The 24,274-nt window shown below is 59.1% G+C and carries 20 protein-coding genes and 5 pseudogenes; 13 read left to right on the forward strand and 12 right to left on the reverse strand.

Annotated features, from left to right (window positions below; translation table 11 throughout):
- The first annotated feature begins 51 nt into the window (after window positions 1-51).
- On the forward strand, window positions 52-678 hold the full coding sequence (locus tag FIU86_RS20450; protein ID WP_082631146.1) for an SCO family protein: 627 nt from the start codon (window positions 52-54) through the stop codon (window positions 676-678).
- Between the two features lie 3 nt (window positions 679-681).
- On the opposite strand, the gene FIU86_RS20455 is transcribed toward FIU86_RS20450, so the two are convergent.
- Both FIU86_RS20455 and mntR read right to left on the reverse strand, forming a co-directional pair.
- Window positions 682-1,590: a cytochrome c oxidase assembly protein gene (locus tag FIU86_RS20455; protein ID WP_057796576.1), complete on the reverse strand. Its 909-nt coding sequence runs from the start codon at window positions 1,588-1,590 to the stop codon at window positions 682-684.
- Window positions 1,591-1,870: 280 nt separating this feature from the next.
- Window positions 1,871-2,341, reverse strand: coding sequence for a manganese-binding transcriptional regulator MntR (gene mntR, locus FIU86_RS20460; protein ID WP_057796575.1), 471 nt, complete (start codon window positions 2,339-2,341; stop codon window positions 1,871-1,873).
- A gap of 96 nt (window positions 2,342-2,437) precedes the next feature.
- On the opposite strand from mntR, the gene FIU86_RS20465 reads away from it, so the two are divergent.
- From FIU86_RS20465 to phnE, 4 genes are read left to right on the forward strand one after another with little or no spacing between them, the layout of a single operon-like run.
- Window positions 2,438-4,315 (forward strand): cytochrome c peroxidase, encoded by a 1,878-nt coding sequence (locus FIU86_RS20465; RefSeq protein WP_144435633.1) that lies wholly within the window; start codon window positions 2,438-2,440, stop codon window positions 4,313-4,315.
- Window positions 4,315-5,190, forward strand: coding sequence for a phosphate/phosphite/phosphonate ABC transporter substrate-binding protein (locus tag FIU86_RS20470; protein ID WP_057796571.1), 876 nt, complete (start codon window positions 4,315-4,317; stop codon window positions 5,188-5,190). Before FIU86_RS20465 ends, FIU86_RS20470 begins: the two co-directional genes overlap by 1 nt.
- Window positions 5,187-5,969, forward strand: a complete 783-nt coding sequence (locus FIU86_RS20475; protein WP_057796569.1) for a phosphonate ABC transporter ATP-binding protein — start codon at window positions 5,187-5,189, stop codon at window positions 5,967-5,969. The genes FIU86_RS20470 and FIU86_RS20475 overlap by 4 nt, the downstream gene beginning before the upstream one ends.
- A complete protein-coding gene (gene phnE / locus FIU86_RS20480) occupies window positions 5,969-6,727 on the forward strand; it encodes a phosphonate ABC transporter, permease protein PhnE (protein WP_057796635.1) in 759 nt (252 codons plus the stop codon). The genes FIU86_RS20475 and phnE overlap by 1 nt, the downstream gene beginning before the upstream one ends.
- A gap of 3 nt (window positions 6,728-6,730) precedes the next feature.
- On the opposite strand, the gene FIU86_RS20485 is transcribed toward phnE, so the two are convergent.
- The 4 genes from FIU86_RS20485 to FIU86_RS20505 form a co-directional block, all read right to left on the reverse strand.
- A complete protein-coding gene (locus FIU86_RS20485) occupies window positions 6,731-7,240 on the reverse strand; it encodes a murein L,D-transpeptidase family protein (protein ID WP_057796567.1) in 510 nt (169 codons plus the stop codon).
- A gap of 66 nt (window positions 7,241-7,306) precedes the next feature.
- On the reverse strand, window positions 7,307-9,493 hold the full coding sequence (locus tag FIU86_RS20490) for a cation-translocating P-type ATPase (RefSeq protein WP_057796565.1): 2,187 nt from the start codon (window positions 9,491-9,493) through the stop codon (window positions 7,307-7,309).
- A gap of 642 nt (window positions 9,494-10,135) precedes the next feature.
- Window positions 10,136-10,798, reverse strand: coding sequence for a L,D-transpeptidase (locus tag FIU86_RS20500; RefSeq protein WP_057796563.1), 663 nt, complete (start codon window positions 10,796-10,798; stop codon window positions 10,136-10,138).
- 466 nt (window positions 10,799-11,264) lie between these two features.
- Entirely contained in the window at window positions 11,265-11,798 is a 534-nt protein-coding gene (locus tag FIU86_RS20505; protein ID WP_144435632.1) for a L,D-transpeptidase, read from the reverse strand.
- Window positions 11,799-12,297: 499 nt separating this feature from the next.
- Here FIU86_RS20505 and FIU86_RS20510 point away from each other — a divergent pair, with 499 nt between their 5' ends.
- The gene (locus FIU86_RS20510) at window positions 12,298-13,059 is read left to right on the forward strand and encodes a hypothetical protein (RefSeq protein ID WP_152494673.1); all 762 of its coding nucleotides are present in this window, start codon (window positions 12,298-12,300) and stop codon (window positions 13,057-13,059) included.
- 41 nt (window positions 13,060-13,100) lie between these two features.
- Here the strand turns inward: FIU86_RS20510 and FIU86_RS20515 are convergent.
- The 4 genes and pseudogenes from FIU86_RS20515 to FIU86_RS20525 all read right to left on the reverse strand — a co-directional run.
- Window positions 13,101-13,465: pseudogene (locus tag FIU86_RS20515) on the reverse strand (IS3 family transposase); the annotation flags it as partial.
- A gap of 18 nt (window positions 13,466-13,483) precedes the next feature.
- Window positions 13,484-13,657 (reverse strand): annotated as a pseudogene (locus FIU86_RS22925) (helix-turn-helix domain-containing protein); the annotation flags it as partial.
- A 152-nt stretch (window positions 13,658-13,809) separates the two neighbouring features.
- A complete protein-coding gene (locus FIU86_RS20520; protein WP_152477313.1) occupies window positions 13,810-14,535 on the reverse strand; it encodes a copper-binding protein in 726 nt (241 codons plus the stop codon).
- Between the two features lie 46 nt (window positions 14,536-14,581).
- A pseudogene (locus FIU86_RS20525) lies at window positions 14,582-15,109 on the reverse strand (multicopper oxidase domain-containing protein); the annotation flags it as partial.
- Between the two features lie 984 nt (window positions 15,110-16,093).
- On the opposite strand from FIU86_RS20525, the gene FIU86_RS20535 reads away from it, so the two are divergent.
- From FIU86_RS20535 to lgt, 7 genes are all read left to right on the forward strand, one after another.
- Entirely contained in the window at window positions 16,094-17,746 is a 1,653-nt protein-coding gene (locus tag FIU86_RS20535) for a copper resistance system multicopper oxidase (protein ID WP_057796908.1), read from the forward strand.
- A 26-nt stretch (window positions 17,747-17,772) separates the two neighbouring features.
- Window positions 17,773-18,474, forward strand: coding sequence for a copper resistance protein B (locus FIU86_RS20540; protein WP_057796902.1), 702 nt, complete (start codon window positions 17,773-17,775; stop codon window positions 18,472-18,474).
- 323 nt (window positions 18,475-18,797) lie between these two features.
- Window positions 18,798-19,226: a DUF6010 family protein gene (locus tag FIU86_RS20545; protein WP_057796901.1), complete on the forward strand. Its 429-nt coding sequence runs from the start codon at window positions 18,798-18,800 to the stop codon at window positions 19,224-19,226.
- Between the two features lie 100 nt (window positions 19,227-19,326).
- Window positions 19,327-19,920, forward strand: a complete 594-nt coding sequence (locus tag FIU86_RS20550) for a TVP38/TMEM64 family protein (RefSeq protein WP_254701911.1) — start codon at window positions 19,327-19,329, stop codon at window positions 19,918-19,920.
- Complete coding sequence (locus FIU86_RS20555) at window positions 19,917-20,657, forward strand: hypothetical protein (protein WP_152477314.1); 741 nt, start codon at window positions 19,917-19,919, stop codon at window positions 20,655-20,657. The genes FIU86_RS20550 and FIU86_RS20555 overlap by 4 nt, the downstream gene beginning before the upstream one ends.
- Complete coding sequence (locus FIU86_RS20560) at window positions 20,658-21,980, forward strand: APC family permease (RefSeq protein ID WP_057796899.1); 1,323 nt, start codon at window positions 20,658-20,660, stop codon at window positions 21,978-21,980.
- Between the two features lie 11 nt (window positions 21,981-21,991).
- Complete coding sequence (gene lgt, locus FIU86_RS20565) at window positions 21,992-22,915, forward strand: prolipoprotein diacylglyceryl transferase (protein WP_057796898.1); 924 nt, start codon at window positions 21,992-21,994, stop codon at window positions 22,913-22,915.
- Window positions 22,916-22,959: 44 nt separating this feature from the next.
- On the opposite strand, the pseudogene petA reads toward lgt, so the two are convergent.
- Window positions 22,960-23,400 (reverse strand): annotated as a pseudogene (petA, locus tag FIU86_RS22660) (ubiquinol-cytochrome c reductase iron-sulfur subunit); the annotation flags it as partial.
- Window positions 23,392-24,219: pseudogene (locus FIU86_RS20570) on the reverse strand (YfcC family protein); the annotation flags it as partial. The pseudogenes petA and FIU86_RS20570, both read right to left, overlap by 9 nt.
- Window positions 24,220-24,274: the final 55 nt, after the last annotated feature.

A 24,274-nucleotide genomic window follows, 5' to 3' on the forward strand; every position in this document is an offset into this window, starting at 1 on the left:
TTGCCGGTCTCTTTTTCGCAACGGCCTTTGGCGTGGCGATATTGGTAAAATATGGCCCGTACTGACGCGACGATGACCCGCCGAGCGCTGCTCCGGCGCATGGGGTCCGCAGGACTGGTCGTGCCGCTGGCCGCCTGTAACGAGGCTGGATGGTATGGCGAGGATGTAAGCGGGCTTTTACCCGACCTGTCTTTCACCATGACCCGGGCTCAGGACGGGACGCGCGTGACACAGGCCGATTACGAAGGACAGGTCGTCGCGCTGTTCTTTGGCTTTAGCTTCTGCCCCGATATCTGCCCGATGACACTCTCCAACCTGTCCGCTGTGGTCGATCAGCTGGGCGAGGACGCCGCGAAACTGTCGATACTCTTCGTTACAGTGGACCCCGAGCGCGATACGCCCGAGGTGATGACGGAATACGCCGCCGCCTTCACGCCGTGCGTTGACGGGCTGATCGGCACGCCCAACCAACTGGCCCGTCTTGCCCGGCGCCTCAAAGTCACCTACAAGATCGAACCACATCAGCCGGACGACTTGACCTATGATGTATCGCACGGCAAGTCTGTCTATGTTTTCGATGCGCAAGGCGACGCGCGCGTCATATGGCCCGGTTTCGATACGCTACAGGCCGACATCGCTGGGGCCACCGGCGACATCCGCCGCGTGATGAGCGCCTGAAGGCTAAAGGTCTGCGTTGGCGGCGCGCATATTTCGCACCACCACCAAGAGGCCCAGAACGCTCATCATCGCGGGAGGAATCCAGATGACGATGCCGCCGATCTGCTGATCCGTTACCGCAGAGATCGAAGGGAAATACCGCCCGCAGAATGCGTAATAGGGAAACAAGTCCACCGTGGCGAAGGAGATGAGCGCGCCTAGAATGATCTGCGGAAACATGACGCCCACGGCCAGCGCAGCGCGCCAGCCGAAACGCAACCACGCGGGCGGCGCGGGCCGAGTGTCCAGTACCAGCGCCCAGAACAAGATGCCGTCCACCGCCATCGACCAGTTCATCACCTGGTAGAGCACCGGGTCAAGCATGGCGGCGAAATGCACCGGCGGGATCAGCCAGAACCAGAACAGTCCGACGAAGAGTATCACCGCTATGACGGGCTGCTGGATCGTGCGATAGATAACAATCACCAAGCGGCTGGCACAGAGCGCGCGCAACCATTCCGGCGCTCCCGCCAGCAGCACCGGGCCACCCGCGCTGAGCGCCAGCAGGACCGGGCCTACATGATGCATGGCGACGTGCTGCAACCGATTAGTGAAGAACATGCGCTGTGCGAGATATTCGAACCCGGTCTGCGTAACGCCCCACAACAACACCAACCCCGTCCAGAAAGCCGCCTGCCGCAATCGGCTCACGCGGTCTCCCGGCGCGGTCCGCCGGAGCCCGCGCGCGAACCAGAGCCCCGACAGCGTCACCGCGAGATAGATCAGCCACGAGAATTGATAGGGCAGGATCGCCGGCATCTGCGCCGGAAAGTAGGTGGTTAGCGCCCAGAGAGCCGCGCCAAGCAGAACGATACTGCCATAGGCCAAAGTGTCGCTTGGCAAGGCATTGGCTTCGAGTTTCTGAATGGTCATGGTCGCGATGGTCTTTTGATCGATTGGAAGACGCAACGCAAGACACAAGTATGTGGCAATTTGTGTGCCCGCCCTGTCAGAGCCTGAGGTGATGATCGGCCAATGATCAGCCGCCGGCCAAGCCTCCGCATAGCTCTGTCGCTATCGCACCGTCCCAGTTGCAGATCACTGTAATATGAGTTGTTGGTCGTAAGTTTTCGCTTGCAGCGATCGTAACTCGATCTTTGGTGTAATATTTTTGAGGTTGTTGTTTCATTTTCGCGCAGAACCTATTGAGGCGTTAAGTATCACTCTGGGAAGGCACGAGCGCTTGTTCGAATGCTTTCAGCGTTGTCTCGCTGACGTGGTGTTCAATACCCTCCGCATCGCGTTCCGCGGTCTCCTCGTCGATCCCGAGGCTCAGGAGAAACGCGACTACGATCCTGTGGCGTCGACGGCAGGCTTCGGCCAACTCCTGCCCGGCATCGGTGAGGAATATCGCGCGATAAGGTTCCCGCCGCACCAGGCCAGCAGCCTTGAGCCGCGATATGTTCTTGGTCACGGTCGGCGGCTTTACTCCAAACCGTTCGGCAATTTCCACCGGCCTTGCCTCACCGCGCGACTCGATCAGTTCCGCAATCAGTTCAACGTAATCTTCTGCCATTTCACTCTCATGCGCCTGACGCACGGTCGCGAAACCCTCAGCCTGTGATTCGGGAGCCCTTTCTACAATTTCGAACGTTTCACGTTCTTGTGATTGCAACTTTGTCATACTTGGGACTGTGCGGCGAAACAGCGGGATTGACAACTTGTTTGCTTCGGGTAGAAAACTTAGCCATGTCTAACTTTTGCCTTGGAGACCGTGGTGATGCTAAATATTATGAGAGTGCTGCTCGCCACACTCGCAAGTGCGCTCCTCCTGTCCGGACCTGTCGCGGCGACGCCGGCCAAGGAGGCGCCCTGGCTTCCCGACGCAGCGGCCTATCGGCTGACGCTCTTTCTTGGAAACCTCGCGCCTCTGCCCTGGGACGACATCAGGACCGCCTGGACGGAACCCTACCGGGGTTCGGAATTCTCTGTCGGAGCGCTGGCGTGGCTGGACCGCGAAAGCAAAATCGAGCCTGACGCTCTCATGGACGCCATGATGCGCGAAGACCGGCAGGCGGTTTTTGCCGAGGCGACGCGGCTCATCGCGCTCAGGATCGAAGAGGAACTGGACCGGTCTCTCGCGGCCGAAGAATCGGCGACAGCACAGCAGGCCGTACGAACGGCACGCGAACTCTACCGCGCGTTCGAGGACGGCGTCGCGGCCGCCGATTCGGAGGCTGCGAGACGGATCGGCCTGGCTTGGCTGGAGCTCAATAGCAGCACCGGGTTCTCTGGCGTACTTGGCGCAGGCTCAACATCTGCGGATCGCGAGACCATGGAAGCGGCGCGCACAGTGATCTCCAGCTATCTTGCGGAAAACTATCTTTTGGACAGCTTCGCTCCGCGTCGGGCGTTAAGCGCCCTGCCGGAAACCGCCGTGCTCAGCGGTCGCGCCATCGAGGTGCCGCCAAGCCTGCCACCGGGCTCCGACATCTTCGATCAGGACCCGTTGCCACTGCTCGTCCTCAATTTTGAGGAGCAGGACATCGACGAGACCGACCTGCCGCTCGTCGCTTTCGGCGACATGCTGTTCGACAGCGCGCAGATCTTCGGAAGCCCCGCGCGCGATCTCGGGATCACCTGCTCGACGTGTCACAACCGCTCGGACATCAACCAGCGGCTTTTCGTTCCGGGCGCAAGCCACCAGCCAGGCGCGATCGACGTCGACGGCGCCTTTTTCAACCCGATCTTCAACGACCGGCGCGACGACCCGCTCGACATTCCGAGCCTGCGCGGCTTGCGTTTTACAGGTCCCTACGGCCGCGATGGCCGTTTCGCCTCCCTGCGCGATTTCACCCGCAACGTGATCGTCAACGAGTTCGGCGGGGATGAACCGACGCCCTTCATGCTGGACGCTCTCGTCGCCTACATGCTCGAGTTCGACTTCCTGCCGAATTCCATGCTGACGAGTGATGGCCGCCTGACCGACGCGGCCCCGGAAGTCGCCCGGCGTGGCGAGGAGATCTTCAACACGCCCTTTGCCGGGCTCGGCGATCGCTCCTGCGCCAGCTGCCATGTGCCAGATGCGAACTTCCTCGACCGGCAGGCCCACGACATAGGCTCCGTTGCGCCAGCCTATGAAGGTGCCCGTGCCGGTGCGCTGGACACGCCCACGCTGCTCGGCACGGCCTATACCGCGCCCTACTTCCATGACGGATCTCTGCCGACGCTGGCCGCTGTCGTGGACTGGTTCGACGAAACGAAAGCGCTCGGGCTGACCGGGGAAGACCGCGCGTCCCTGACCGCCTATCTCGAGACCGTGGGTGCGGCGGACGAACCCTACGAGGCGTTCGACACCGAGAATACCGCTTTCCGGCTGGCATTCGCCGAATTGACGACCTTCGCCTCGACACTCGACACGCTACTGCCGCGGCGGGACGCAGAGCACATCCTGCTGCTGACTGACACCGTGGCCGCGGACCTCTCGGCGGACGCCAGCACCATGTCGAACCTTGCTGCGCGGCCCGAGGTCTACGCGTTGGCTGAGCGGCTGGCCGCGGTCGGCGCCGCCGTCCGTGCCGATGACTGGGCGGCTGCCGAAGCAAGCTGGACCGCGTTCAAGTCCGAAGCCGCCGCAATCGAAGAGAGGGCATTCTGATGCCAGTTCAACTGACCCGTAGAACGATACTGACCTTGGTCGGCGCGGGCGCGGTGTCGTTGGCGACACCTCTCGCCGCGCAGGACACTGCGTTGCGGCTGGCTTTCATCCCGCAGGAGAACCCGGAGAAGCTGCTTGGCGATATCGAGGCCATCACCGGCTGGCTGGCCAGTGAGATCGGTGTCTCGGTCGAGGGGTTCGTTACCATCGACCACGCAGCGGCGGTCGAGGCGCTGCGAAACGGCGACGCGGATATCTCCTTCATGGGCGCCCTGCCCTTCGTTCTGGCCGAGGCCGAAATCGGTGCCGAGCCGCTCCTGTCCGAGGTCTACCGCGACGCACCGAGTTATACAGGCCGCATTTTCGTGCGGCGCGACAGCGGTATCGGCGCGCTCGTAGACCTGCGCGGACGCGACATCGCCTTTGCCGATCCGATCTCGGAATCGGGCTATCTCTATCCGCTCGCCGAATTCGTAGAGGCCGGGGTGGTTAAAGGTCCTAGCGCAGCGGAGGAATTTTTCGGCCGTGTCTTTTTCGCGGGGGGCTACCAACAAGCCATGCAGGCAATGGCCGAAGGCCTGGTCGATGCCGCGGGCGCCAGCCAGTATGCCGACCTGCTTCTGACACCGCAGCAACAGGCGGAGGTAACTTGGATCGCGGAAAGCGCACCGATCCCGAGCCATTTGGTGATCGCTCGCCCGGGGCTCGACGCCGCTCTGCGGGACCGTTTTGTTGACGCAATGCTGCGGCTCAATGAGCCGGAGCACCGCAACAAGCTACGCTATCTTTATGGACCGGACGGCTATGTCAGGGCCGACGGCGCCGCCTATGACGGCGTGCGCGACATGGCGCGGCGATACGGGCTGTTGGAATGAGCACTGCTATCCAAATCGACGACCTGAGTTTTGCCCATACGGGCGCGGACGTCCCGGCGCTGGAGCGGGTTTCGCTTAATATTCCGACGGGCGAAAGCGTGGCTCTGCTCGGCCCGTCCGGGGCGGGCAAGACGACCCTACTGGCACTGCTTGATGGCAGGCTGTTTGGCTGGTGCGGGCAGATTTCGATCTTGGGCGCACCGCTTGATCCCGATCATCCGCCAATGTGCGCGCGCCGCCCGGATACCGGTTTCGTTTTTCAGGAATTCGCCCTAGTCGAACGGTCCGCGGTTCTGCGCAATGTCCTGAATGGCCGCTTGGGGCGCATGTCGCCGCTGCGGGCCCTGATGGGATCACCGACCAAGCACGATCTGGAGATTGCGCGCACGGCACTTGCCGATTGCGGCATTGCTGATCTTGCCAATCGCAGGGTCGACAGCCTCAGCGGCGGGCAGCGGCAGCGCGTCGCCATCGCGCGGTGTCTGGCGCAGGAACCACGGCTTGTTCTGGCCGATGAACCGGTGAGCAACCTCGACCCTGCGCGTGCAGGTGAGATCCTGGCGCTGCTGACCGGGGCGGCGCAAGCGCGCGGCGCGACGGCGCTGTTTGCGTCTCACCAACCCGACCTGGCGCGGCGTTTTGCGCAGCGTATCATTGGCATTCGTTGCGGGCGGATCGCCTTTGATGTGCCGACCTCCGAGTTGAACGAGGATGCGACAGCGGAACTCTATCGGGAGGTTGAGCCAATCCCAGGAATCGGCCTCAGGGCGGTATCATGATGGCGTTCCGCGGGTTTGGCGGCTTTGCGACGAGTGGTCTGATCGCCGCGGCGATCCTGTGGTCCTTCGCGACGGCCGATGTCGAGTTGTCGCGTCTCATGTCGGCTGGCCCGCGCATTGCCGATTTCCTCGGTCGGATGTTTCCACCTGACCCGACGGTGATGGCCGAGATCAAGAAGGGCAGCGCGGAAACGCTGAGAATAGCGATCCTCGGCTCCCTCGGAGCTGTGGTCCTGTCCGTTCCCTTCGGCATTCTCGCGTCCGAGACGATGGTATCGTCTGCGGTGTTCCGGTCGATCCGAACGCTGCTTGCCTTCATACGGGCGATTCCGCTGATCCTCGTGGCCATGCTCATGGTGGGCGCTGTCGGGCTTGGGCCGCTGCCCGGCATCATCGCGGTCGCCTTTCATGCAACGGGGATGCTCGCCAAGTTCTATGCCGAGGCGATCGACGGCGTGTCCCGCGCGCCGATCGCCGCGCTGGAAAGCGCGGGCGCCGGGCCGCTCGTGCGGCTCAGATACGCGATCTGGCCGCAGATGGCGCCGGTCGTCGCCCGCGACACGATTTTCCGGTTCGAGTTGAACCTGCGCGAGTCGCTGATCCTCGGGATTGTCGGCGCGGGCGGGATCGGCTTTTACATCCAGACCTACGTGCGCTCTTTCCAGTATGACAAGGCGGCCAGCGTCACGATTGCCGTCTTCGTCATGGTCATCGCCATCGAAGCTATCAACGTCGCGCTGCGCCGTCGTTTTGCCTGACCTTCAGGCATAGATGTCGATCGGTGTCCCGTCCCTGACCATGGCGTAGATATCCTCGATCTGCCGGTCCGTGACGGAGATGCAGCCCGCGGTCCAGTCGCGTTTGTTCATCGGGTCGATCCCCTTGCGGGGCCCCCCGTGGATGAAGATGTCGCCACCCGGCGATTTTCCTTGCGCCTCTGCAAACGCGATGTCGGCTTCATTGGGATATGAAATGCCGATGGAGAGGTGGAAGAGGCTGTTTGGGTTGCGCCGGTCAATCAGGTAGGAGCCCTCCGGCGTGCGGCCGTCCCCCTCAAACTGCTTGTGGCCTTCGGGCGCGAAGCCCAATCCGATGGGATAGGTCCGCAAGACGTCATCCGCGCCGTCAAGAACTAACAGCCGCTGCGCCTTGTACATGCGTAACCGGGTCACTTGTGGTCCGTTGTACGACCGGAACTTGCTGGCACAGCCTGAAAGGAAGGCGGCCAAACCGCCCAACAGCAAGACCCGCCGTGAAATTCTGGTATTCATCACTGCTCGACGCCCCTTTTGCGAGGTCTGGATGATGTCAGACGTTACCCTACCGAAACCGCCGGATCAATGACCGTGCGCGAGTGCTCCCTTCGCCATCCGCTCGCCAATCGGTTCACCGCCCGAGGGCCCCGCTTCGACCCGGTGGCCGTTCAGGAGCCGAAGCGCGTTGGCCACGACAAGCAGAGACACGCCTACATCCGCAGCAATGGCGCCCCACATTGAGGCCATCCCGAACGCGGTCAGCCCGACGAACAGCGCCTTGGTCGCCAGCGATATGCCGATATTCTGGTGGATGATCGTCATGGCCCGGCGCGAATGGCCAATAAGCCAAGGTACCTTGCCGATGTCGTCGGTCATAAGCGCGATGTCGGCCGTCTCGATAGCGGCATCCGATCCGACAGCGCCCATGGCGATGGCATAATGCGCACGCGCCATGGCCGGTGCGTCATTCACACCGTCGCCGATCATCGCTACCATGTCGTGGCTTTCGACGAGTTCCTCAATGGCCGTCACCTTGTCTTCCGGCAAAAGTTCGGCGCGCACCTCGTCGATGCCGACTTCGGCTGCCACCGCGCGCGCGGTGCGTTCGTTGTCGCCCGTCAACATCACGATGGTCTCCACACCCTGCGCATGCAGGCGCGCAACGATACCCTTTGCATCTGGGCGGATGCGGTCGCGAAGCTCCAGTACGCCGGTCACGCCGGCCTTGTCACCCACGGCAACGAGGGTGCTCCCTGTCTCCCCGATCTGATCCCGCAGATCCGCCGGAATGGCATTGCCGAACCCTTTCTCTTCGGCGAACCGATCCGAGCCGAGCCAGATAGCGCGCCCGTCGGCGCGTCCTTCCAGACCGCGCCCGGGCACGGTGCGGGTGTCCTCTGCGGCAGACACGGAAACACCATCGGCTTTGGCGCGCGAGAGTATGGCGCGTGCCAGCGGGTGTGAAGACCGCACCTCCAGGCTTGCTGCCAGCGCCATGAGATCGCGTGCGGAAACACCGACCAGTGGGTGAACCGCCGCCACCTCAGGCTCTCCCATGGTGATCGTCCCGGTCTTGTCCATCGCCAGTGCCGTGGTCCGCCCCGGCGCTTCGACATAGGCGCCGCCCTTGATGAGCACCCCCGCCCGTGCCGACGCGGTCAGCGCCGCAACGATGGAAACCGGCGTAGAAATGACCAACGCGCAAGGACATGCGATGACCAGAAGGACCAGGGCATTGTAGAACCAGTAGTCCCAGGCGCCGCCGAGCAGGAGTGGTGGCACCAGCGCGATGGTGATCGCCAGAGCCATCACGATTGGTGTGTAGATGCGCGCGAACTTGGCCACCCACTGTTCGACCGGCGCGCGGCGGGCATGGGCATCGCCTACCATGCGAATGATTTTCGCGAGCACCGTATCCGAGGCGGCCTTCGTCGCCCGCACCGTCAGTGTGCCCTCGCCGTTGATCGTGCCGGCATAGACCTCTTCGCCGGGTTCCTTGGGTACTAGCGCGCTTTCCCCAGTAATTGGGGCCTGATCGACGGCCCCTGCCCCGTCCACGACCTCACCGTCGAGGGGGATACGGTCGCCGCCGCGCACGATAAACCTTGCATTGACTGCCACAGCCGCAGCCGGAACGTCGGATTCCGATCCGTCTTCGTAAAGGACCCGCGCCGTTGGCGGCGCCAGATCGAGGAGCGCGGAAACCGCGTTACGCGCCCGCCCCACGCTCCAGCTCTCAAGATAGAGAGAGAGCGAAAAAAAGAAGGCGACCGTCGCAGCCTCAAAAAACTCTCCGAGGCTGATGGCGCCGGCGACGGCCAGCACCATGAGCAGGTTCATGTCGGGGCTAAGCCTCCGCGCCGAAGACCAGGCCTTGGGCGCGACAAGCCAAACTCCGAAAAGAATCGCGAGGGCGAAGATCCCTGCTTCCGCCATGGGCATCGGCACATCGCCATGGCCCGCAAAGAGCCCGAGCGCGCCACCCATGCCGGTCTCGACCATGTGAAAAAGGAATCCCGCCCCCCAGAAGCCGCCGCTCAACGAGGTAAAGCGCTTCTGACGTGCCAGATGCGCCGCCTGGTCCTCTGCTGCGTTGTCGGCATCCCAAGGCTTCGCGCTCATGCCGGTCGTTGCGACCAACTGCGTGACCTCGTCGTCTGGTATCCTCTTGGCGCTATCGAGGATGGTCATTCGCCCGTTGATAACGTCGAATGCCAGGTGTTCGGTTCCGCCCACTTTCGGCCCGACAACCCGGTTCAGGATCGCCACCTCTTCGGCGCAATCGAGCCCGGATACCTGAAAGCTCCTTCCGCCGGACGGCGCTAGCCCAGCCGACGCAACATCTCTTTTCGCATCGCAACAGGATTTGCCTGTTGCGTGAGGTTGCTTTTGATCACTCCGGTGGCTGTGATCGTTGCGGTTGCCATCAAAAGACATGGATTGACCTCGGGATTCATTGATTCCACATTGCTATAGCTCCTAAAGCAACTAGAGCATCAAGAGTTAGAATAGGACGTTTCATGCAGAAAATTGCAGCGTCCGAACGTTCACCGCACCACTAAGGCGCGATGAAATCAGAAAGAGCGGGTTAAAAATGCAAAAACGACAAGCGCCTATCATTGCAGCAATTCTGGTACTCGCCGGCTGCGCGGTGCCGCCGACAGATGATGGCGCTCAGAACAAGGTTGGCAATGTTCCCGCGTCTGTAGCGGCCCTTGCTGCACCCGGTCAGGATCTCACGTCGGCTCGTCGACTTCCGGAAGATGGGTGCTACTGGTATCAGCACAGTGGACCAGTAGAGACCACTTTGGTACCTCTTCGCGCGGCCGGCGGCGGACCAATCTGCACGTCTCTCCAGTCTTGATTTGCTTGTCCAGAGGGTCGCGGATGCGTCGAGTTCAGTGCACGCCTTCAACTTTGCGCTGTCACACTATCCTCGGCCGAGTAAAGAAACGCTGTCGAACCTATCTTGACGTTGGGATAAAGTTCGTTGATGTGAGCCATGACCATCCGGACGCAGCCAGAACTTGCGCGACCGCCGATGCTTTTTGGATACGGTGTGCCATGGATACGTAGATAGCTATCCCTACTGCCGACAAAAAGATAAAGCGCACGTGACCCAAGTGCGTTGGTCGGGCCAGGTTCCATACCATCTGCGTATTGCTCGTACTCCGGATTGCGTTCAATCATGTTTTTGGTTGGCGTCCAATGAGGCCATTTCACCTTCCGCTTAATCGTATAAGTTCCCGGCTCATAAAGGTCGCCCTTTGCAATGGCCACGCCGTAGCGCATTGCAGTTCCACCTTTTTCGATGTGATAGAGGTATCGCGCCACTGCGTCCACGTGGATGTCGCCCGGCACGAGATTGCGCTTCGCGACGACGCGCTGCGGCAAAAACCTTGGATGCAGACCCCATGGGTTAGTCGTGGCTGGCTCGTAGCCGAACGGTGTGACTTGCTTGTCCCAAGCCGCCTTTTGTGATTCTGTTGGCCACGTATCGGCAAAGAGCGGCTGACCGATTGAGGCCGAGAATAGCGCAGTCGTTGTTTGGATGAAGTGGCGTCTCGTCAGCATTTTTCTGTTTCCTTCGCAAGATTTTACTAAAGGATAAAATATATCCTTATCGTGCCTCTACTTACCCAGGTAAGGAATAAGGCATCGTCAGCAACCTTCCCAAGGTCTAGTTCGGTACATTTGCGTCGTAACTCCTAAAGCTCCTAAAGGTTCAAGAAAAAAGTTCTGCGAACACGGTTCCCACTAACCCAGCCTCGTCGCGTGAAAAACCAGCTGATCCAATTACTTCTCAAGGGGCTGACGAAGCTCTTTTCAACATATTTCCGAGCCACAGCCTCTAGTCAGGGTCAGATAGGCTAGCGATTGGTTGATCCTTGCGAAAGTAGGCTTCGACGTGAAAAATTGGTCCAAATTCTGCATGCGAACAGGATACGATTGCATCATTCATGTGGGTATCAAAACCTCACGGGGTGAGACATGCACCGCGTACTTTCGTTTCGCTGACCTCAAGTTGCAAACGACTTTTTCAAATGCCGTTCAGTTTGGGGTAAAGATAAACGCGTGCACCTATCGCAACACGATCGTACAGGTCCTTTACGTGCTTATTGGTGAGGCGGGCACATCCGTTTGAAACGGCCGACCCGATGGTTTCTGGTGCATTGGTTCCATGGATTCGAAGATAGGTGTCTCGGCCGTCATCATCGTATAAATAGATCGCTCGCGCGCCGAGAGGATTATTCGGTCCTCCCTTCAAACCGTTTCTAAATCGTGCATACTTATTCGGCTCTCTTTGGATCATGGCGTTGGTCGGCCGCCACCACGGCCATTTGGCTTTGCGCGCTACTGTGAACACGCCTGATTCGTACAAATCCTTGCGTCCAACTCCTACTCCGTAGCGGATCGCCATACCTTCTTCGAGCATGAAATACAAAAAAAAATCATCCGGTACTAAATGCAGATCTCCGGGCAGCCAATCCGTCCGACGTGCGTTTACCAGTTGAGGAAGAAAGCGCTCTGGAAAAGAGGGTTGACTTGCTGCACCAATCGTAGGAGCCAACATGCTGGCTGCACTGGTAGATACGAACACTCGCCTGCTAAAGCCTTTCATTTTGATGTACCCTACTAGTTTGCGTTGCATGAAATTGCGAACACATTGCGTCGATATGTAGAACACACGATCGTGTGTTCACAACTGCGAGCTGTTTGACTGTTGCTCCGAGGATACGATCCGAACTTTCGGAAGGGTTATTTGCCCAAAGCATGCCGAGCACTTAGTGGATATCTGCGTGGCAATCCTCAACACCGCTCTCCAGCGTGATACAATCTTGCCTATTCGGTCACGGGCGATAGTGGCGAGACGCTCAAGTACTTCGATAGAAACGTGTTCGTAAACTTGCTCCTGATTTTGCATCCAAATCACGAGCGAGAGCTACTGGAAAGGCCACTACGTGTGAACGATGACTTTTCGAAGGTTGGATATTGCTTCAACCTATCGTGAGTCCAGCGTCAAGATGTGGTTTCACACCTGTGCCCAACGTAGGTTCGACTCAGTAAAAAGCTTGGCGCTTGATGCGCGGTCCCGCCTCGCATATTCCGGCGCCAAATCTGCTGAGAAAGGCACGCCTTATATGACTCTGTCCACAATCCTGCGTATCGACAAAATCCTGCTCGGCATTGTCGCCGCCGTGCTGTTACTTTCGGTCGTTATTTATTTCTACAGCACCGACTATTTCTCGCTCACCTACGCGCGTGAAGACGGCTTGGTGGAATACAGCACTGCTCTCTTTCTCTGCGTGGCCAGCGTCGTCCTGGTGATGAACGCGCGGTCGCTAAAGGCGCGCGGCGCGGGCCTCGCCTTCGCCTGCACGCTGTTCTATGCGCTTGTCTTCTTCTTTGCCGCCGGCGAAGAGATTTCCTGGGGCCAACGTATAATCGGCTGGGAAACCGGCGAGACCTTCGAGGAGATGAATAAGCAGCAGGAAACGAACCTGCACAACCTGATTGTGCCCACGCCTTGGGGCGATTTCCACCTCGCCAAGACGCTCTTCGGTCCGATCCTAACGTTAATCGTGCTGGTCTACATTACCGTGCTGCCACTGCTCTACTTGCGCGTCGGCTGGATCAAACGTGCCGCCAATCACATTGCCGCCCCGGTGCCCGGCACACGTCACGCAATGCTCGCCGTTACAGCAAGCCTGGTGATTGCGGTCATCGACGTTCCTCGTAAATGGGAGGTCTACGAGTTGGTCTTCTCGCTCCTGGCAACCTCGATCTTCCTCCTGCCGCAGAACAGTAAACACACGACTTTCTTGGAGGCGTGATATGAGCCGCGCCGGGTTTGCCGGAGGCTGATTGATCTTAGCTACGCGGCCATGTCTGATGTTTCCAGGGTCGCGTAATAGTTTGCTTCGACCTCTCTTGGCGGAATGTATACGATGGGTTCGAGAAGACGACGGTTGTTGAACCAATTCACCCAATACAGGGTCGCGTATTCCACTGCATCGAAACTGCGCCATGGCCCGCGTCGGTGGATGACCTCAGCATTGAACAGGCCATTGGCCGTCTCGGCCAGGGCATTGTCATAACTGTCGCAAACGCTTCCCACGGAAGGTTCTACCCCGCCTCTGCGAGTCACTCGGTATAGCGAATGGACAGATATTGCGATCCGCGATCCGAGTGAAGCACCAGGCCTGATCCGGGTTGTCTCTGAAGAACGGCCTGTTGGAGGGTGTAAGGTGCGGTTACTCGTGGGACATCCCGTTTGTTGATTATAGCTTCTCTCTGAGCGCTTCGTAAGACGTCTTGACGCCAACGGTAGAAGCTGGATCGACCTATCCCGAAATAGCGGCAAGTCCTCGCGACGTGACCGATCTCCTCCGCATGTCGAAGTATCCTCAACTTGCGTTGGTCCTTGGTCATGAACATCTCCTTCTTCCCAAACCTCGGAGGTTAAAGAAAATGTCCCGCGAGTAACGGCATATCTACATTGCTCGGCTACCTCCGTAGCGCTTGATTTTATTGCCTCAAATCGTTGGGGCCGGGCGTGTTCGCCTCGGCCCCATTGTCTATCTTCACTTCATCTGCGTGACAGTAAGCTTTCCCTCAACCCGGTCGGCAACGAACTCGATTTCCTGACCCTCCGCCATCTTGGCCATCATTGCTTCGTCAGCGCGGAACACCATGGTCATCGCGGGCATATCAAGGTTAACGAGAGGGCCGTGAATGATTGTGACTTTGCCGGCCTCCGCGTCGATTTTCTTGATGGTCCCGCTCGTGTACTCCACGTCAGCCTGAGCTATCTGGTCACCGACCGCTACCTCACGATGCATGCCGGCTTCGTAGTGGCCCGGGATCAGGCATGCTGCTTCGAACGTACCAGAATTCGCGAAAGTCCAGACAACCTCACCCGACGCGCCCGCATCGAGACGGATACGGTTCGGATCGTCGTGTTCCATGTCCATCTTGGCCATTTCGATCTTGTGCTCGGCATTGCGCTCGACCGTGTCGAGTACGAACTCATGCTCCAACTCACCCTTGTTGGTGATGTTGAAGCGGATGGTTTCACCCTCCTTGATGGTCATCTCTTCGCTCTCGATCAGCATCTGGCCCTCATCGTTTTCGAGCAAAGTGACGTCGATTGTGCGATCCACCTTGGCGGGGTCACCCGGCATGCCGACCATCATTTCTGTCTGTTCGGTAGGCTGGTTTTCATCATGTCCACCGCCGTGCGTGCCTGTAGCATAGGCCTGTGTGGAAAGCGCGATCGCGAGGCTTAATGTCAGAAGAAGGTTTTTCATTTCATTTTCCTGTAGGTTGGTTTGGTTAGAGATGACGAAGGGCTGCTCAGCCCTTCGAGGCTGGTTTCTGTGTGAGAATGGTCCTGGGGCTGTTGTTGGAGGCGAATTCAGGCAACTCGCCGGTCCATTCGTAGGCCATCTCGCCCGGGGGGTTCTCGTACCAGCCGGGATCGGAGTAATCGTCCGCGTCGATGCCGTCCCGCACCTTTACGACCGAAAACATGCCGCCCATCTCGATGGGGCCGTAAGGACCCCAACCCGTCATCATCGGGATGGTATTGTCGGGCAGCGGCATTTCCATTTTCGCCATATCGCCCATCCCGTTCGTGCCCATAGGCATGTATTCCGGCTGAAACTGACGGATCTTCTGCGTCAGCGGCTTCTTGTTGACCCCGATGAACGTCGGCACGTCATGGCCCATGGCGTTCATCGTGTGGTGTGACTTGTGACAGTGGATCGCCCAGTCACCCAGATGGTCCGCGACGAACTCATAGGCGCGCATCGCGCCCACGGGGATGTCGATGCTGACCTCCGGCCATTGGGCTTCAGGTGGAACCCAGCCACCGCCTGTGCAGCCCGGTCGATCAGTATGAACGATAAATCTATGCGACGGACTGGTTTCGCCTGCCGCATGTTCTCCACCGGCTGCGCTTGCAAAAACTTGCGGCTCGCCGCGACTGCCTTAGCGGCCGAATGAAACCTGTGCCTTTCAAAGAATAGCATTGGTGAAAGTAGCATATTCAGCCTTTTGAAGCGTGGGTCCTGATCGAGCAGGCTATGCTCCGGCGCTGGAAGGTCAAGAAAAACCAATGCTTTAGAAGCATAATTTTTGTAACGAAATGTATCCTTGATCTTTGTTGGCAATCGCGCTTTTTTAATTGTGAAAGGTTCGGGATGTATGCGTTTTTTCAGATTGACACGAATGGCTCATATTCTGTCGCTCATCGTCTTGATGGTAGCGGCCATGCCGTTTGTCGGACCTGAAGCTGGCTCGCCGCAAGAAGATTGGAGCCACGTTGCCGCGATGGACGTTCGTGATTGTGACGCACATCTTGTGTCGGACGATACTATCCCCGGTTGCCCTGGTATGATGGTGCATTGCGTCACTTTTTCTAACGCCGATCATGCACTACCCGAACCGAAGCTCTTTGTCGTGCACGTTTATCATGGGTCTCGCGCGGTCGACGCAGAAGGCTTGAAGCCGGAAGCGTCTTCGCCCCCTCCGCGAGTCTGAACGCGCTTCGATTCTCATCCCTGCATCTTACGGCTCAGGTTTCCGGTCTCGTCCAAATAAGAAACGGCGTGAACGTGTGAAGGGCTCCCCTGTTCGGGTGGTCCTGAAACACCTCGGGTACTCGCGGGATCACTTCTCAGAAGCTACTCGAGGTCTGCCGTGATCGGGCGAACCTTCGACTCAATCATCGCAAAGGAGAAGAGTATGCGACTCTTCAAAGCAAAACAGTGCGCGCTTTCCGATACAGCGCTCAGTTCGTCGGAACATCTGGCAAAAGGTCTGTCCCGGCGTCAGTTCGGTTTGACTGCGGCTGCCGCGCTTGCCATGCCGACGGCATTGCGCGCGCACGGATCGCCAAAGATCACATCGAAAGGGACCTATGATATCACTGTCGACCGGGTTCGGATCGACACTGGGAACTTTCGGAAAATGGGGGTCGGTTACAACAAGAGCCAGATTCCAACGATCCTGCGGTTCAAGGAAGGCGAGGAAGTCACCATAAACGTGACCAACAACCTCCGCGAGAGCACCTCAATTCATTGGCATGGGCTGATCCTGCCCTTCCAGCAGGACGGCGTCCCCGGTATCAGCTTCAACGGTATCGCTCCGGGTGAAACCTTCACCTACCGGTTTCCGATCCAGCAAGCGGGAACTTACTGGTTCCACAGCCACTCGGGCTTTCAGGAACCCGATGGTGCCTACGGGGCCATCATAATCGAGCCGCGCGACGGTGAACGGATTCGGGCGGATCGTGATTATGTCGTGCAACTGGCCGACAAGCACCCGCATCCGGGCAGCCGGATTATGCGGAATCTCAAGAGGATGCCGGATTACTACAATCGCTCGCAACGCACCTTGCAAACCCTGATCGAGGACGCGCGCCAGGATAGTCTGAAAGCAGCCCTAAAGGATCGCGGGATGTGGGGGCGGATGCGGATGATGCCAACGGACATTGAGGATGTGCAGGGATTTACCGCTCTGATCAATGGGCGGAGCACATCGCAAAACTGGACAGGGCTGTTCCGGCCCGGTGAGAAGGTCCGCCTGCGAATAGTCAATTCTTCGGCCATGACCTATTTCGACATGCGTATCCCGGGCCTGAAGATGAGCGTGGTCCAGGCTGACGGCAACGACGTCAAGCCGGTCACGGTGGATGAACTGCGTGTTGCCGTGGCGGAGACTTTTGACGTCATCGTCCAGCCGCGGGAAAACAAAGTTTATAGCATCATTGCCGAATCAATGGGTCGCACTGCGCTCGTTCGTGGGACTCTATCGCCAAAAGAAGGTTATGCCGGGGCCGTGCCGCGGCTCAGGTCCAAGCCATTGCTCACAATGGCCGACATGAGCGGCATGATGGGGATGGATATGGGTGACCACGTCATGCAGAACGCAAGTGGCATGCAGACCATGAGTGGAATGGAGCACTCAAAAATGCAGGGTATGAATAAGCCCGGCATGAACGGCATGGAGCACTCTGGCATGAATATGTCAGGCAATGGCGACCCATTCTATGCGCCAGGCAGCGGGCTGACACCCAAGGCCTATAACGGCGGCAAGTTCCTGTCCTACACGGATCTGCGCGCTGCGCGGCCGCTTTACCGGAACCGCGCTGCCTCGCGCACCATTGAACTGCGTCTGACGGGCAACATGGAGCGTTACATCTGGTCGATCAACGGAGTAAAATACGAGGATGCCGACCCAATCGTGCTGAATTATGGCGAACGGGTGCGCATCCGCTTCATCAATGAGACAATGATGGCGCATCCAATGCACCTGCACGGGATGTGGTCGATCATCGATACCGGTCAGGGCGCGCGTAACCCCATCAAGCACACGGTGAGCGTCCAACCCGGCACGACAACCGACATAGAGGTCGAGGTCGATGCCCCTGGACAGTGGGCTTTCCATTGTCACCTCTCTTACCACGCTGACGGTGGCATGTTCCGCAAAGTCGTAGTCAGAGGGCGCCCAGCCTGAACCAGTCAGAAAAAAGGAAAATCAAGATGAAACGTTTCAAACTGGCCGGACTTGCCGGCCTCTTTCTGCCCTGGGCTCAGGTCACATACGCCGAGCCGCTTATCTGGGGTTTCCAAGCGGAGCAGTTCGAATATCGCGCGATGGATGGTGAGGATGCCTTCGTATGGGATTTTGATGCTCTCGCGGGATCGGATGAGTTGAAATTCGTCTGGAGAAGCGAAGCCGAGCTTGGCCTCACATCGGATGATTTCGAAAAATTGGAAAACCAGGCGCGACTTCAGTTTCCAGTTTCGCCTTTCTTTGATGCCGTAGTGGGGGCTTATGCGGATACGCCGGGTGGGGCACCTGACCGCTACGCTGGTGTGGTCGGCCTCAAAGGCCTCGCGCCGCAGTGGTTCGAGATCGATGCCGATCTTTTCGTGTCTGATCACCCATTCTTCCGTTTCGAGGCAGAGTATGAGGCACTGTTGACCAACCGCCTGATTTTCACGCCGAGCATCGAAGTTGATATGCCCCTGAAGGATGATCTGGCGCGCGAACGCGGCGCTGGCGGTGCTATAGTGGAGATCGGAGCGCGGCTTAGCTATGACGTCATCGACCGCGCTTTTTCTCCTTATGTCGGCGTTAACTACGAGGCCTCTTATGGCGACACGAAGGACATCGTCAAAGCAAATGGTGAAGATACTGATGCATTTTCGATCGTCTTCGGTACGAGCCTAATGTTCTGAAAATTTTGTCGCCCCGGCTGCAAGCCCGGGCGACCTTCAAACTATGCAATTCCCAAAGGGAGCGTGAGAGATTAACAGCCAAACTTGAAACGAAACCGTGATGAGTGGACGGGGACACGCGGGTCACATGCGGTAGAGCGGACGCAGCATGGCAATGTCAGCTTAACGAGATCGCTGTCGAAGTGCGCGAGATGATGGGCCAGGCCGTCGACGCCGCGTGAAATGGAGATTCTACGATTACGTCTTGAGCTTCCATTAGCTGGAAGCCCTAGGGTCGTAGCGACCCGGACGCAACCCCGCCAAATACGAGGACGCACCGCTCGATGTCGAACGATAGAAGCCAAGTCGGCTGGATCACTACAGATACGCTGGGTCCAAGTGCCATCGGTTCGGGGCTGTTCCTCGTATTTGCGCCCGTTCACCTTTGGGTGCCCGAACAGGTCTCGGTCGCAATCGCGGCCCTGACACTGGCCGTGATAGGGGGCGCCTATATCGGTTTCGGCGCCTCCTCTGGCTTGGCCCGGCTGTTCTGGTTGGAATTCGGGGCCGCTGCCTTCTACGCGTTTGTGGCGCTTGTTGGTCTGCTCTGGTCGCCGCTCGCGTTGCCGCTGGGACTGGCGGCGCATGCGGCCTGGGACCTGCTGCACCGTATTGGCGCCTTCGGTGCACCGGTGCCGAAATGGTACATTCCCTACTGCGTGGTCTTCGATCTGCTGACCGCCGGTTTTCTCCTCATCCTTTATCTACCGTGAGGGCGGTCAGGTGGCACAGGGCATCACGGTTGGAACAGGCGCAAAAATCGTCCTCGCGGTCGCGCTCGTGGCCGCTGCGGCGGCGCTGTTCCTTGGGCCCTTGTCAGGCTTCGTGGAAGACCTCAGCGGCGAGCGGATATCGGCCTGGGTGAGCGCTGCCGGCGCATGGGGGCCGATCGTCATCATCGCCCTCATGACGATCGCCATCGTCGCCACGCCGATCCCAAGCGCACCTATCGCCTTGGCGGCAGGTGCCGCATACGGACATACGATCGGCACCATTTACATCGTCATCGGCGCCGAATTCGGCGCCCTGGCGGCCTTCGCTCTGGCACGGTTCCTAGGGCGCGATGTGCTGACCAGATGGTTCGGCGAGACGGTGGACAAGGGCTGGCTCGGATCGCAAAACGCGCTGACCCTGACCGTGTTCGCCAGCCGGCTGATGCCGTTTATCTCGTTCGACATCGTCAGCTACGCTGCCGGTCTCAGCTGCCTGCATTTCTGGCGTTTCGCTGTAGCGACGCTTGCCGGCATCATCCCCGCCAGTTTCGTTCTCGCGCATTTCGGTAACGAGGCGATGAGCGGGGAGCCCGGGCGAGCCGCCTGGGCCGCTGTCGGGCTGGGGGCACTGACGCTGGCCCCCATTATCGCCGTGGCGATCCGCGAGCAGCGCGGGAGGAAGGCACGCTCATGACCGCGACCCCCAGGCCCGACGCGCGCCCGTCCCCGGACTGGAGAGCCGTTCGCGCGCTGATCCGCCGCGAGATGTTGCGGACTTGCCGCCGGCAACTGGGCAATCGGGCATTGCACCTTGCGGATGGCGAAGAGGTGCGCTGGCCGCCTGAAGACATCGAGCGTTTTCTCGTCACGCTCGATCGTGCAGCGGAAGAAACGCGGGAGATTGTCGGTTTGCAGACCCTGCCCGATGGCGGCAGCCGGCTGATGGTGGAGCTTGACATCTACACCGTCGCCGCCGATACCGCTCTGCGGCGCCCAGGGGTCGAGACGGGGTGCGCGCACGCGGTCGTCACCGATGTCGGTTGGGACCTCTACCGCCGGATGCTGCGCCTGTCGTCGCTGTCCGCGCGGCTCATCAGCCGCTATCCCGGGCGCAGGCTGCGCTGGACGATCCGGGCACTGCTAGTGTTTCTCTTCTACCCGGTCGGCGCCCCGGGCTATGCCGCGCGCGTCTTTCGCGATGGTGACGACCCGCAAACGCATTTCACACATCGTCCGCCGCAAACATTCGCCCGGGCGGTCGCGAGGCATCGCGCAGAGCCCGAACTGCTGGAAGCCTTTCGCCAAAGTTGGTGCCTCTACGACTGGCCCGGCGCCAATCTCATCGCCGGGGATGGCAAGCGGGGCCATTACCGCAGACCGCAGACGCTCTCTGCCGGGAAGGCACGCGCATTCGGAAAGGAAAATGTCTAGATGAAATCGGAATACAAGGCGAACAGCATCAGCCTCGCCGGTGCGATTGCGATGGGGACAGGCGTGATGATCGGCGCCGGTATCTTCGCACTGACCGGGCAGATCGCGCAGCTTGCCGGACCACTCTTCCCGTTGTCCTTCATCGCCGGCGCGCTCGTCACCGCGTTCAGCGCCTATACCTACGTCAAGATGTCCAACGCCTACCCGTCTGCGGGAGGCATCGCGGTGATCCTGCAAAAGGCCTATGGCCCGACGACCGTCGCCGCGGGGGCCGCGCTGCTCATGGCCCTATCGATGGTCATCAACGAAAGCCTCGTTGCGCGGACTTTCGCCACATATTCTTTGGAGGGATTAGGCGTCGAGCGGACCAACTGGTTGGTTTCTACCCTCGGTGTGGGTCTGATTGTGTTTGCCTATCTCATCAACGCTGCCGGCAACCGGTCGGTTGGCTTGTTCTCGATCGTCATGGCTATCCTAAAGGTGGGAGGTATCGCGCTTTTCGGGGCGGCGGCGCTCTGGGCAGGCGGTATCTCGTTCGAGGCGGCGACGGACGGGCAATCGACGCAAATCACCGGCTTCGTGGCCTCCGTTGCGCTTACGATCCTGGCTTTCAAAGGGTTCACCACGATCACCAATAGCGGTGCCGAAGTGAACAATCCGAACCGTAATATCGGTCGGGCCATCGTTGCGTCCATCGGCATCTGCGTTATCGTTTATCTTCTCGTCGCCTTCGCCGTCGGTTCCAGTCTTAACCTTGAAGAGATCATCGCTGCAAAAGACTATGCCCTTGCTGAAGCCGCGGGGCCGACCTTGGGCCGCACGGGCTTCTACCTGACTGTCCTATTGGCCATCGTCGCCACGTCATCAGGACTGATCGCGAGCATTTTCGCGGTCTCTAGAATGCTTGCCATGCTGACCGACATGAAACTGATCCCCCACAGCCACTTCGGCATGCCGGGTGCGATCCGAGACCATACTTTGGTCTACACCGTGGTAATCGCCAGTTTCCTAGCGGTGTTCTTCGATCTCAGCCGGATCGCCTCGCTCGGTGCGTTCTTCTATCTGGTGATGGACATCATCATCCACTGGGGCGTGTTTCGGCACCTGCGACAGGAGATTGGTGCCGTGGGGGCTATTCTGCTCGGCGCGATCGCGCTCGACATCATCGTGCTGGCGGCGTTCACCGCGCTGAAATGGCAGAGCGATCCGTTGATCGTGCTGGTCTCGATCGGGATGATGGTCGCTGTCTTTGCCTTCGTGGGTCTATTCTTGCGCCATCGTCCACCACAAGAGGATAAATCCGAGCCTCACTCGCATATGTAGGACGATAGACAATGCTAACTGCCGCCCTTCCGTTTCCAGACATCGGCCACGAAGTCTTTTCGATTGATATTTGGGGTTTTCACCTCGCGCTCCGATGGTACGCGCTCGCGTACATCGTCGGCATCGTAACAGGTTGGCGAATTTGCGTTCGGACCTTCGGGCGTCCTGCGCTCTGGTCGGATGCTGGGCCACCTATGAAACCCGCGCAGTTGGATGAACTGCTCACGTGGATTATTCTCGGCGTCATCATCGGTGGGCGTCTTGGTTTTGTCCTGTTCTACGAGCCGCAATACTACCTGAAAAACCCTTTGGAAATCCTGATGGTCTGGCAGGGCGGCATGTCCTTCCATGGTGGGTTTCTCGGGGTGACGGTCGCTGGGCTTGTCTTCTGTATCCGCCAGCGCGCGTCGTTTCTTGGAACTGCGGACATCTTGGCTCTGGCCACGCCACCCGGGTTGTTACTCGGACGTCTCGCCAATTTCACCAATAACGAGCTCTGGGGACGGCCGACTGATGTTCCATGGGCGGTGATCTTCCCCGGAGAGGCCGCGCAAGCCTGCCCAGGCGTGGTGGGGCTATGTGCGCGGCACCCGTCGCAGCTTTACGAAGCGTTGCTTGAAGGAGTGGTGCTGGGCATCCTTATGCTGGTTCTGGCATGGCGAAAGGGATGGCTGAAAAGGCCCGGTGCCCTGACAGGAGTGTTTCTTGCGGGCTATGGCATGTCCAGGGCCTTAGTCGAGTTCTTCAGGCAGCCGGATTTGCAATTCGTGAGTGAGGATAACCCAATCGGACACGCCCTGCATTTCGGAACCTGGGGACTAACGATGGGGCAGGCGTTGTCGCTTCCAATGATCTTTGCCGGACTGGCATTGATCTGTTGGGCTTTTCGCATGCAACAGCGAGATCGCGACCAGAAGACAACCGAGACTGTGTAAGTTTCGATCCGCTCGAACCTATGCAATGAAACGCTGCGCGCCGTTTATCCCAAAACGAGAATCAAGTCATCCGACAGCGAAAGGTCCGGAATGTGAAGGTTCTCTGGTGCGAGTCCCTTTCTGATGCGCCCGGCGGGGTCATAATGCGAGCCGTGGCAAGGGCAAAACCAACCTCCAAAATCGCCGGAGCCTTTTCCAAGCGGAACGCATCCCAAGTGAGTGCAAACGCCAATCATGATCAAATACTCTTCGCGGCCGGGAACTGCCCGGTGCTCATCGGTCGCAGGCACGTCCCCGTCGAAGTTGGGGTTTCTTGCGATCGCATCAGGTAGGTCGGCGACACTTTCGGAACGTGCCGCAGAAATTTCCTCTTCAGTTCGATAGCGGATGAACACCGGTTTTCCCCGCTACTTGACAGTGAGTTGCGTGCCAGGTGTCAGCTCGGAAATATCCACGCGGATCCTGAGCAAAGCCCTGACCACCGCGAAGGTGGCGAAGAACAGGACCAGCACCAGCTTCTGGGTTCCGGTCAGCTCCGGTTCGGTGAATTCGCCATCGTCAGCGCTTAAGAATATCCGGCGATGTGCATCGCGCTGCTTGGCGACCACCGAGTGGGATGGATCGGCCTTTACTTTAGCGGCGTAGCGCATCACGTAGGCGATGCATGTCAAGAGTCTGCCGGTCAGGATGACTAGCCGCAATGCCATACCCTGGGTAAGGGGTATCCCCGCCGCGTTTGATGCGATGACGGTTGTAAAAGGGGTGATCGTGGAGCCGAGGGTGCCGATGCCAGCTCCGATCAGGATGATGGCGACGCCGGTGACCGCATCAAACCCCGCGGCGACAACAACCGGGATCAGCAGTGCATAAAAGGCCGGTTTTTCCTATGCCATGCCGTAGGTCGTGCCGCCCAAGGCGAACAGCGACATCAGGATCGGTATCATCCAGATCTCGCGCCCTTTCATGCAGCCCATCGCCCGTCTGGATGCCAGTATCGATGGCTTTGGTGGCGTTGACTACGCCAAGAAACCCATCCAGCAGGAGCACAAACAGCGCTACATCAATTGCGTTCGCCGCATAACTGTCCGGGTCATAGAATCCTGCCACGGGAGCTAGCATGACTTCGACAAAGCCCTGCGGATTGGGATCGACGGTCTGGTAGGTTCCCGGCACGGCAACTTCACGCCCGACCTCTTCGTTCATCGCACGATCATATTGTCCTGCGGGGATGATCCAGGTCAGGCCTGCGACAATGATGATTAAGGAAAAAGGATCGTGTACGCGGTTGGAAACCATGACGACACGCCATTACTGTGTGCTTCCCTATCGGTTGGATTGTCGTTCAGGGATCCACTACCG

Origin of the sequence: Roseovarius sp. THAF9 (genome assembly GCF_009363715.1) — a bacterium.
GTDB lineage: Bacteria > Pseudomonadota > Alphaproteobacteria > Rhodobacterales > Rhodobacteraceae > Roseovarius.